Below are 9,829 nucleotides of genomic sequence, written 5' to 3'. Positions count from 1 at the left end.
CCGGGCCTCCGCGGCGGCTCCGCGCGGCCTCCACGAGGAGGCTCGCCTGCACCTGGTCCTCCAGGCCGGCCTGGCACTCCGCGCAGCCGGCGAGGTGGCGCTGGAAGGCCTCGGCGTCCTCGGGCGGAAGCTCTCCGTCCACGAAGGCGGCGAGCTGTTCACATGACGCCGTCACGCCGGCCCTCCGCGGTCCCTTCCCGGGCCAGGAGCAGCTCCTTGAGCTTCTTGCGCGCCCGGAACAGGCGGGTGCCCACCGTCATGGACGGGATGCCGAGCCGCCGGCCGATCTCCGCGTAGCTCTGTCGCTCCATGTCCTTCATGCGGACCACCTCGCGCAGCTCCGGGGGAAGCTGTTCCACCGCCTGCCACACGTCGTCCAACGTGTAGCGCGCCCACGTCTCCGGGGCGGCATCGGCCTCCGCCAGGGTGTCCCCCATCGTGTCGGTGAACTCCTCGTGGGGGTGGCGCCGGTCGTGCCGGCACCAGTCGAGGAAGCGTCGAACGAGGATGGACGCCAGCCACGCCATGGGGGGCGCGGACCGGTCATACGTATGAAACGCGCGGAAGGCGCGCTCGTAGGTCTCCTGCAACAGGTCCTTCGCATCCGCCGGGTTGCGGCCCCGGCACAGGATGCGGGCTCGCGCCTCCAGCGCCGGCGCGCACCGCGCGACGAGCGCCTGGAACTCCCCGGCGTCCACACGGGAAGCCGAAGGCACCTCCGTGTCGGATGCGGAGGACTCCCCGGGCCGAGGGGCGACGCGGGGCGATCGCGAGCGGAACACCACGGGGACGTTCCTAGCAGGAGCGGCCCCGCCCGCGAAGTCTATCGACACCCTCCCCAGCGCTTCCCACCCGGCAGGTGGGACGCCTGGGACGGCGGCCCGGAGGGCTAGCAGGGACCGTTGCCGACGCGAACCCCCGTACGCCCCCGGGCCTTGAAGACCCCCAGCGCCGCTCCGAAGCCCGTGACGCGCATCTTGCTGTAGCCGGACCCGCCCGAGCCGATGTTGAAGCGCAGCACGCAGAACCCGTTCGGGAAGAGGAGCCCCGGCGACGGGGCGGAAGGAATGAAGCGCATGGGTGACTCCGGAAGCAGGGCCCGTGGCCGGGCTCCTCCCTGTTACGTCCGGTGTCGCGCTTATTCCCCCGTGCCATTTCCACGCCGTTTTTTGGCCGTGCTAAGGCACCGCGCGTGGACATCGCCAAGCCCTACCTGCTGTTCCTGGGGGACGTGAAGGATCAGCTCGCGGCCAAGACGGCCCACGGCATCGTGGACTGGCGGCCCGACTGGTGCGTGGGTCAGCTGCGCCTCCCGGGCTGCGTGGCGGACTGTGGCCTGCCGGACATGGACCTTGCCCAGGCGAAGGCGAAGGGCGCGCGCACGCTGGTGGTGGGCGTGGTGAACCCGGGCGGGGTGCTGGCGGACGCGTGGGTGGACACGCTGGCGCGGGCGCTGGAGGCCGGGCTGGACGTGGCCACCGGGCTGCACAAGCGGCTGTCCTCGTTTCCCACCGTGGCCGCCGCGGCGGCGAAGCACGGGCGCAGGCTGCACGACGTGCGCTTCCCGGACCGGGACTTCGCCACGGGCCAGGGCACGAAGCGGCCCGGCCTGCGCGTCCTGACCGTGGGCACCGACTGCGCGGTGGGCAAGAAGTACACGGCGCTGGCGCTGGAGAAGGAGCTGCGCCAGCGCGGGTGGAAGGCGGACTTCCGGGCCACCGGGCAGACGGGCATCCTCATCTCCGGGCGCGGCGTGGCGCTGGACGCCGTGGTGTCCGACTTCGTCTCCGGCGCGGCGGAGTGGCTCACGCCCGCGAACGACGCGGACCACTGGGACGTGGTGGAGGGCCAGGGGTCGCTGTTCCATCCTTCCTTCGCGGGCGTCACGCTGGGCCTGCTGCACGGCGCGCAGCCGGACGCCTTCATCGTCTGTCACGAGCCCACGCGCACGCGCATGCGCGGCGTGCAGCACCCGCTGCCGTCCCTCCAGGACGTCATCGACCGCACGGTGCTGGAGGGCCGGCTGACGAACCCCGCCATCCAGTGCACGGGCATCGCCATCAACACCGCACACCTGGGCGAGGCTGAGGCGCTGTCGCTGCTGGAGGCCACCGGCCGGGCGCATGGCCTGCCCTGCGTGGATCCCCTGCGCACGGGCGCGGGCCCCCTGGCCGACGCGCTGGCGAGCCGCTTCCCGCGCGGGTGACACACCGCCTTGCCGAAACCCGCTCCACCGGAGCGGGTCACGGTATATTGAGGACACCATGGGACGCATTTTCGAGACACGCAAGGCGACGATGTTCGCCCGCTGGAACAAGATGGCGAAGGTCTTCACGCGCATCACGAAGGACATCGTGATCGCGGTGAAGGCGGGCGGGCCGAACATCGAATCGAACCCCGCGCTGCGCCGGGCCGTGCAGAACGCCCGCGCGGCGAACATGCCCAAGACCAACGTGGACGCGGCCATCAAGCGCGCCAGCGGTCAGGACCAGGCCGACTACCAGATCCTCCTCTACGAAGGCTACGCGCCCCACGGCGTGGGCATCCTGGTGGAGGCCGCCACGGACAACGTCACGCGCACCGTGGCCAACGTCCGCTTCCCCTTCACCAAGCTGGGCGGGAGCATGGGCACGGCGGGCAGCGTGTCCCGCCTCTTCGAGCACATGGGCGCCATCCGCCTGGACGCCGAGGGCGTGAACCAGGAGGAGCTGGAGCTGGAGCTCATCGACCACGGCCTGGAGGAGATGGGCGAGACCACGGGTGAGAAGGGCGAGAAGCAGCTGCTCCTGCGCTGCAAGTTCGCGGACTTCGGCAAGCTCATGTCCGCGATTGAAGCCAAGGGCATCGCGCCCGTGTCCACGCAGTCCGAGTACATCCCCCTGCCCGGCACCCTCAAGGAGCTGCCCGAGGAGCAGGCCACGGAGGTGCTCAAGCTGGTGGACATGCTGGAGCAGGACGACGACGTGCAGCACGTCTTCCACAACCTCGCCTGAAGCACCGGCATCCGGTCCCCGTGCGCATCCGCCGGGATGCGCGCGGGTGTACGAGGGGAGTCCATGTCGGACGAGGGTGAAGGGCAGGGCCTGCGGGACACGGTGAAGCGGCTGGAGGCGACCGTCACCGCCCTGGAGACACGGCTCGCGAGGCTGGAGGCCCGTGAAGCGCCAGCGCCGCGTCCCGGGTCCACGCCCGCCGTCCCCCCGGTCCCCGCCGCCGCGCCGCCCGTGGCCGCGCCCGAGCAGCGGGACCTGGAGGCGCATGTCGGCACCTACTGGCTGAGCCGCCTGGGCATCGTGGCGCTCATCATCGGCATCGCGTACCTCATCACCTACCACTTCGGGGAGCTGGGGGTGCTGGCGCGCGTGGGCGCGGGCTACCTGCTCAGCGCGGGGCTGGGCGCGTTCGGGCTGTGGCTGGCGCGGCGGCATCAACTGTTCGGCCGCATCGTCTTCGGCGGGGGCCTGGCGCTCGCGTACTTCGTCACCTACGCGCTGCACTTCATCCCGGCGGTGCGGGTCATCGACAGCGAGGTGCTGGCGCTGGTGCTGCTGGCGGGCTTCGTGGTGGCCATCGTCACCATCGCGCACCGGATGCAGTCGGAGACGGTGGCGGGCATCGCGCTGTTCCTGGGGCTGCACACGGGGATGCTCAGCGACATCACCGCGTTCACGCTGCTGTCCACCTCGCTGCTCGCGGCGGGCGCGCTGTTCTTCCTCGTGCGCAACCGCTGGGTCATCGTTCCCATGTCCAGCCTGGTGGCCGTGTACAGCACGCACGTCGTCTGGGCGCTGCGCACGGGCCACATGGCGCCGGGGCCCCGGAGCACGACCGCCTGGTGTTGAGCCTGGGCTTCCTCGCGCTCTACTTCCTGCTGTTCTCCGTGGCGCTGCTCGTCCGTCCGCGCGAGCTGCCCGTGCGCGCGAGCCTCGCGTTCACGCTGCTCAACTGGGCGGGCCTGACGTCGCTGGGCGCGTACGAGGTCTCCCAGGAGCAGGATCCGGGCCTCTTCACGTTCCTGCTCGTCGTCGCGCTGGCGCACGGCGCGGGGGCGGCCGTGTCGCGGCTCCAGCGTGCGCCCGCGGCCCTGACGCACGCGTACCTCGCGCTGACCGCGGTGACGCTCGCGCTGGCCATGCCCGCGCGCTACGACGACGTCGCGCTGGTGGCGGCGTGGACGGTGACGGGGCTCGTCGCGGGCCTGGCCGCGCGGGGGGTGGAGGCCCCGGTGCTGCGCGGCGTGGGCGTGCTCATCCTCTACGTGGCGCTGGGCGCGTGTGAGTGGGAGACGCCGGGACGGCTGACGCTGCTCGCCGGGTTGGTGGTGGCGTTCGTGCTGGTGGAGCGCGGCGGGAGCGTGCGCGTCGCCGGCCTGCCCCAGCCCGAGGCCCGGACGCGCTTCACCGCCGTCTGCGCGGTGGGCGCGGGGCTGTCCCTGGTGGCGCTGGTGGGCGCGCGGATGCCCGAGGGGCTCGTCACACTGGGCTGGGTCATCGCGGCGTTCCTCCTCTTCGGCGTGGGCTTCGCGGTGCGCGAGCGCTGGTACCGGCTGGCCGCGCTGGCGGTGCTGGGGCTCGCCCTGGGCCGGCTGGTGCTGGTGGACGTGGCGAAGCTGCCGCCGGATCAACGCGTGCTCACGTTCATCCTGCTGGGCGTCATGCTGCTGCTCGTCTCATACACCTACACCCGGCTGCGCGACCGGCGCGGGTGAAGACAGACATCGCGAGCATGCGACGGGAGGCGGCCTCTCAGGTATCGCTCTCCTGCCGCTCCGTCACCCGGTACTCCTGCCGGTAGACCTTGCCCCCTCGCTCGAAGGTCTCCACCACGGTGAGGCCGTCCTCGGAGAGGACCAGGCGGTAGTTCGTGTCCGCCGTGGGCGTGCTCACCGTGTAGGTCCCGAAGGGAAGCCTGAAGACCACGCGCGGTGGGCGGTCCGGGCAACAGGCCGTCAACAGCGTGGAGGCCAGGGCGCTGGTCAGCATGCCCGCGAGCACGATGCCGAGCTTCCTCATGGCTGCCTCTGGAGGTTGAGGTTCCGGTAGAGCTCTCCCGTGCCTTCCGTCGGCTCGGCCTCGAAGAGCAGGGCCCGCGCGAACTCGCCGGTCGCTCCGGCCTCCGGCCGCACGGCCCACACGTTGTAGACGGCGCCAATGGGGCCCGGGCCCTGCTCGGGGATGATGGAGACGCCATCCGCGGTGGCCGACACGAGCCGCAGCCGGACGCCTTCGGCTTCATCATTCAGTGGATCGCACACGTTCCCCTGGAGCTTCGCGCCCGCGAACAGGGGCCAGCCCAGCGCGAGTCCCGCGCAGAAGAGTGCCGCGGGGACGACCTTGCGACGATGCGAGGAAGGCATTGGCATTGGCATTGGCATGGGCCAGGAGCCTGCTCCAACTCCCTCGTGAAGCGCCAGATACACTGAGACAGGCTAGCCTTGTGTCTCCTTGCCTCAGGAGCCTCCATGAGCCTCGCCTACCGCCGACAGAGCACCTTGCACCGGGGCTGCACGCTGAGCTGGTTCGTGGAGGGAGACGGTCCTCCGGTGGTGATGATCCAGGGGGTGGGCATCGGCGCCACCGGCTGGCGGCCCCAGGTGGAGGGGCTGGCCCCCCACTTCCGCTGCCTCTGCCTGGACAACCGGGGCTTCGGCGCCAGCCAGCCTCCGGGCGACGCGCTCACGGTGGAGCTGATGGCCGAGGACGTGCTCGCGCTGATGGACGCGCAGGACTGGAAGAGCGCGCACGTCCTGGGGCACTCGCTGGGCGGACTCGTCGCGCTGTACCTCGCGCACCGGGCCCGCGAGCGGGTGCGCAGCCTCACGCTCCTGTGCACGTTCGCGACGGGCGCGGTGCCCACCCGGCTCACGCCGCGCATGCTGATCATGGGCCTGCGCACGCAGGTGGGCACGCGGCGCATGCGGCGCCACGCCTTCCTCCGGATGGTGCTGGCGCCGGAGGAGCTGGCCCACGCCGACAAGGATGCGGTGGCGGAGCAGCTCGCGGCGCTGTTCGACCATGACCTCGCGGATCAGCCCCCCGTGGCGATGCGGCAGTTCCGGGCCATGGGGAGCGCGGACGCCACGCCGTTCCTCCGGGGGCTGGCGGGCCTGCCGACCCTGGTCGTGAGCGCCACGCACGACCCCATCGCGCCCCCCACCGCCGGGCAGGCCCTGGCGGTGGGAATCCCGGGCGCGCGCTTCGTGGAGCTCCCGCAGGCCTCGCACGGCGTCACGCTGCGCTTCGCGGAGCGCGTCAACGCGCTGCTGCGCGAGCACCTGGACACCGCGGAGGCCTCCCTTCAGGTCGCGCGGTCCGGGTAGGGCTTCGTCACGGAGGACAGGGCCGGTCGAAGTACAGCACGAGCTTGGGCCACACCGCGTCCGACGCGACGTAGGGCGAGTAGAACTCCACGCCGTCCGAGGAGTCGCTGCGCAGCCCGAGCTCCACCCGGAACCCCGTGCCGTTGGTGCCCAGTGTCCCGGTGCCGCTTCGCACCAGACCCGTCACGTCCAGCTGCACGGAGGTGAAGGGCGGCACGGCGCCCAGGCCCGTGATGGGCGAGGGCTCCAGTTGGGGGCGGTTGTTCCAGGTGCGGCTGTCCGGCATCCAGGTTCCAGGCACCACGTTGTAGAGGCTGGGGCCGTGCTGGGTCCCGTCATCGCGCGAGCGCAGGCCCAGCACCGCGCGCTTGATGTGGCGTCCGCGCGGGTCGACGATGAAGCTGAGGAAGGTCTCACGCCCCACGTCCGCGTCCACCCACAACGACGTGCTGCGAGACAGGCGCGAGTCGGGCGAGGACGCGGACACGTGGAAGACGCGGTCCGGGTGGTTCACCTCGTAGCTCTCCACCATCGTGCCGGGAGTGCAGTTGGCGGGCTCCGTGTTGACGAAGAGCACGGGCCGTAGCTGTTCCAAGGTGCTGTTGCGAGACACGAAGCTCACGCCGTCAGGCCCGCTCATTCCCACCCCGAAGCTGTAGACGCCGTTCCCCTGCACCAGCTCCGTCGCGTCCAGCTCCACCCACGACTCGTCCTCCACCGGCAGCGGGGTGCTGAGCAGCGGCCCGCCCTGGGAGTGGGGACGGTTGTCCCAGTGGATGGTGGACTCGGTCCAGTCGTTGGACACGGGCCACGCGCTCACGGTGTTCACGGAGCCGGTGGTCGCGTACAGGCGCAGCTTCGCGTTGTTCACGGGGGCGCCCAGCCCCACGAACTCGAAGCGGAGGTAGGACTCGGACAGGGGCATGCTGTCCGCGCGCAACCGCGTGGTATCGCCGTAGTTCGTGGTGGGCGCATCCGCGTCCGTCCGCGCATCGGCGCTCGCGATGGCGTAGTTCGTCAGGCCCGGCGTCAACGCGGAGGACTGCCGCCCCTCGGGCATCGGGGCCACCTCCTCGTCCGCGAGCTCCAGCGCGTCCAAGTCGCCCGGATCCTCCCCTTGCGGCCCACAACCCGTCCCCGCCAGCAGCAGCAGGCCCATGCCCGCCGCGCGCCCTGCGCTCTTCAGTGTCATATCCACCCCCAGGATGTACCCGCGCGAAGTGCATCCCGTGTGCCCATGAGACAAGGTCTCATCACGAGGCAAGAGGGGAAGCGTCGGTGCGTGATGGGACACTCCCGTACAACACCAGGGCACCCAGGCGACCCGGCAGGGGAACGCCTTGGGAGCCCGGGGAGACCTGGCCGGGGCTCAATCTGGCTTAAGCTCGCGGCCACCCATGACCCAAGACGCCACGCCTCCTGTCACAGAGAAACACGGTCCGCTCGGGCCGCTCGCGCTGTCCTTGTCCGGCGGCGGTTATCGCGCGGCGGCGTTCCACCTGGGGGCGCTGCGGTTCCTCGACACCGTGGGACTCCTGTCCGATGTCGTGGGCCTGTCCACGGTGTCCGGAGGAACGCTCACGGGCCTGGCCTGGGTGGTGAGCCAGCTGGACGGCAAGCCGTTCAAGGCGTTTCACGAGACGTTCTCCGCGTATCTGCTGGGGACGAATGTGATTGCCGAGGCGCTGACCGGGCTGACCTCCAACCGCGACCACGGCAGCCACGCGTGGGCCAGCCTCATCCGGTCCGCCGCGGACGTGTATGCCCGGCCCGACTTCCTGGGGGACCGGCGCTTCGGGGAGGTTCTGGACGCGGGCGGGCTCCAGCTCCAGGAGGCCATCTTCAACACCACGGAGTTCCACTCGGGCCTGGACTTCCGCTTCCGGCGCAGCGGCAACCCGAACACGATCCTCGGCAACAACGCCTACCGGCTGCCGCGCCCCGTGGCGCAGCACGTGCGGCTGGCGGACGTCGCGGCCGCGTCCTCCTGCTTCCCGGGCGGCTTCGAGCCGCTGGTCTTCCCGCAGCAGTTCCACTGGCCCCAGGGCTACCCGCTCGACACCGCGCTGGCGGCCTTGGGGCCGGGCTTCCAGAGCGGCCTGCCGCTGATGGACGGCGGCATCTATGACAACCAGGGCATCGACAGCCTGTTGCTCGCGTACACCCGATCGGAGTCGCCGCCCACGCTGGTCATCTCCGACGTCAGCGTCCAGAGCCCGGAGATGTACAACGTCCCCGCGAACCCGACGAAGCGCGGCTGGGTGACGCTCAACGGGGTCTCCTGGATGGCCTACGGGCTCTTCCTCCTCACGCTGCTCTCCGCCGCCATCCTGGCGTGGCGCGGGTTCGAGACCGCTCGCGAGGGCGACTGGGAGCCCCGGGACTACTTCCTCTATCTCATCCCCGGCGTGCTGACCGCGGCGGTGGCGACGGCGCTGGTCTGGGGCCGCGCCCGCCTGGAGGACGTCATGGCCCTGCTCAAGCGGCAGATGGACCTGGACGTCTGGCCGTCGTTCAAGAAGCTCACGGTGCTGGAGTTCGCGCAGATGCTGGTGCTCCGCGTGACGTCGATGCTGGCGCTGACGTCCCAGGTGTTCATGAAGCGGGTGCGCGGGCTGGTGTTCGGTCAGGTGTATGGGGATTCGCGGTTCAAGGACCGCCGCGTCTCCAACCTCATCGGCGCGCTCACGGTGGACCGGCCCAACCTGTTCGCGAAGCACCCCTGGCTCAAGCCGGGCGCGCACCTGGTGTCCCTGGGCACGCAGGCCTGCCGGATGCCCACCACGCTCTGGTTCACGGACCCGGCGCAGTTCACGGCCGTGGAGGGCGCCGGCGCGGCCACCCTCTGCTTCGTGCTCCTGCGCCACCTCGTGGAGCACCACGCCGGGCAGTACGAAGCCCCGGGCCAGCCTCTGAACGCCCTGTACGAACGCCTCCGCAAGGAGTGGGCGGTGCTCAATCAGGTCAGCGCCCCGTCGCGGGACGGGACGTCCGTGGCGGCCTAGCGGGTTCTGCGTGCATCGGCGGATGTCATGAGTAGGATTCGGGCCATCCCCTGCCCGGAGACCCGATGGCTTCCCCCACCGACACGCAGGACCCGTTCGAGCGCATCTACGCCGTCTGCGAACAGGTGCCCTCCGGACAGGTGGCCACCTACGGAGACCTCGCCGCCATCGTCGGCGGGGGCTGTGATGCGCGCACCGTGGGGCACGCGATGGCGGCGCTGGGGTCGCGCGCGGCGACCGTGCCCTGGCAGCGGATCATCAACCGCACGGGAGGCATCAGCACCTCCGGCCACCGCCAGCGCGAGCTGCTGGAGGCCGAGGGCGTCGCCTTCGACGACGCGGGCCACGTGCGCATGGACGCGCACCATTGGAAGGGCCCGAGCGAGGCCTGGGCACGCGCCCACGGCTTCAGCGTGCTGCCCCCCAGGGATGCGCCCGCCCCCGACGCGCAGCTCAAGCTCTTCTAGGGCCCACGGAGCGTCCGGGCGTCCTGACGCGAGGCGGA

The 9,829-nt window shown here is 71.1% G+C and carries 13 protein-coding genes; 7 read left to right on the top strand and 6 right to left on the bottom strand.

Annotated elements, in window-relative coordinates:
• From ACLEQD_RS03105 to ACLEQD_RS03095, 3 genes are all read right to left on the bottom strand, one after another.
• The coding region (locus tag ACLEQD_RS03105; protein ID WP_410381654.1) for an anti-sigma factor family protein at positions 1–175 on the bottom strand (175 nt) is incomplete at its 3' end.
• On the bottom strand, positions 159–698 hold the full coding sequence (locus tag ACLEQD_RS03100; protein WP_410381650.1) for an RNA polymerase sigma factor: 540 nt from the start codon (positions 696–698) through the stop codon (positions 159–161). The genes ACLEQD_RS03105 and ACLEQD_RS03100, both read right to left, overlap by 17 nt.
• A gap of 191 nt (positions 699–889) precedes the next feature.
• Complete coding sequence (locus ACLEQD_RS03095; RefSeq protein WP_410381648.1) at positions 890–1,078, bottom strand: hypothetical protein; 189 nt, start codon at positions 1,076–1,078, stop codon at positions 890–892.
• A 114-nt stretch (positions 1,079–1,192) separates the two neighbouring features.
• On the opposite strand from ACLEQD_RS03095, the gene dgcN reads away from it, so the two are divergent.
• The 4 genes from dgcN to ACLEQD_RS03075 all read left to right on the top strand — a co-directional run bounded on the left by dgcN (position 1,193) and on the right by ACLEQD_RS03075 (position 4,708).
• Positions 1,193–2,206, top strand: coding sequence for an N-acetyltransferase DgcN (dgcN, locus tag ACLEQD_RS03090; RefSeq protein ID WP_410381646.1), 1,014 nt, complete (start codon positions 1,193–1,195; stop codon positions 2,204–2,206).
• A 58-nt stretch (positions 2,207–2,264) separates the two neighbouring features.
• Positions 2,265–2,993, top strand: coding sequence for a YebC/PmpR family DNA-binding transcriptional regulator (locus ACLEQD_RS03085; RefSeq protein ID WP_120548648.1), 729 nt, complete (start codon positions 2,265–2,267; stop codon positions 2,991–2,993).
• Positions 2,994–3,056: 63 nt separating this feature from the next.
• Positions 3,057–3,842, top strand: coding sequence for a DUF2339 domain-containing protein (locus ACLEQD_RS03080; protein WP_410381644.1), 786 nt, complete (start codon positions 3,057–3,059; stop codon positions 3,840–3,842).
• Positions 3,839–4,708: a DUF2339 domain-containing protein gene (locus tag ACLEQD_RS03075; protein WP_410381642.1), complete on the top strand. Its 870-nt coding sequence runs from the start codon at positions 3,839–3,841 to the stop codon at positions 4,706–4,708. The genes ACLEQD_RS03080 and ACLEQD_RS03075 overlap by 4 nt, the downstream gene beginning before the upstream one ends.
• A gap of 37 nt (positions 4,709–4,745) precedes the next feature.
• Here the strand turns inward: ACLEQD_RS03075 and ACLEQD_RS03070 are convergent, their stop codons facing one another.
• Positions 4,746–5,012: a hypothetical protein gene (locus tag ACLEQD_RS03070; RefSeq protein WP_410381640.1), complete on the bottom strand. Its 267-nt coding sequence runs from the start codon at positions 5,010–5,012 to the stop codon at positions 4,746–4,748.
• Positions 5,009–5,362, bottom strand: coding sequence for a hypothetical protein (locus ACLEQD_RS03065; protein WP_410381638.1), 354 nt, complete (start codon positions 5,360–5,362; stop codon positions 5,009–5,011). The genes ACLEQD_RS03070 and ACLEQD_RS03065 overlap by 4 nt, the downstream gene beginning before the upstream one ends.
• Before the next feature lie 99 nt (positions 5,363–5,461).
• Here ACLEQD_RS03065 and ACLEQD_RS03060 point away from each other — a divergent pair, with 99 nt between their 5' ends.
• Positions 5,462–6,319, top strand: a complete 858-nt coding sequence (locus tag ACLEQD_RS03060) for an alpha/beta fold hydrolase (protein WP_410381636.1) — start codon at positions 5,462–5,464, stop codon at positions 6,317–6,319.
• Positions 6,320–6,326: 7 nt separating this feature from the next.
• On the opposite strand, the gene ACLEQD_RS03055 is transcribed toward ACLEQD_RS03060, so the two are convergent.
• The gene (locus ACLEQD_RS03055) at positions 6,327–7,511 is read right to left on the bottom strand and encodes a DNRLRE domain-containing protein (RefSeq protein ID WP_410381634.1); all 1,185 of its coding nucleotides are present in this window, start codon (positions 7,509–7,511) and stop codon (positions 6,327–6,329) included.
• 205 nt (positions 7,512–7,716) lie between these two features.
• Between ACLEQD_RS03055 and ACLEQD_RS03050 the strand changes: the two genes are divergently transcribed.
• Both ACLEQD_RS03050 and ACLEQD_RS03045 read left to right on the top strand, forming a co-directional pair.
• Positions 7,717–9,324, top strand: a complete 1,608-nt coding sequence (locus ACLEQD_RS03050) for a patatin-like phospholipase family protein (RefSeq protein WP_410381632.1) — start codon at positions 7,717–7,719, stop codon at positions 9,322–9,324.
• Positions 9,325–9,389: 65 nt separating this feature from the next.
• Positions 9,390–9,791 (top strand): MGMT family protein, encoded by a 402-nt coding sequence (locus ACLEQD_RS03045; protein WP_410381630.1) that lies wholly within the window; start codon positions 9,390–9,392, stop codon positions 9,789–9,791.
• Positions 9,792–9,829 lie beyond the last annotated feature (38 nt).

The sequence above is a fragment of the Corallococcus sp. 4LFB genome, from assembly GCF_046520365.1.
GTDB classification, from domain to species: domain Bacteria; phylum Myxococcota; class Myxococcia; order Myxococcales; family Myxococcaceae; genus Corallococcus; species Corallococcus caeni.
The sequence above is the reverse complement of the archived record's forward strand: the minus strand, read 5'-3'. Positions and strand labels throughout refer to the sequence as shown.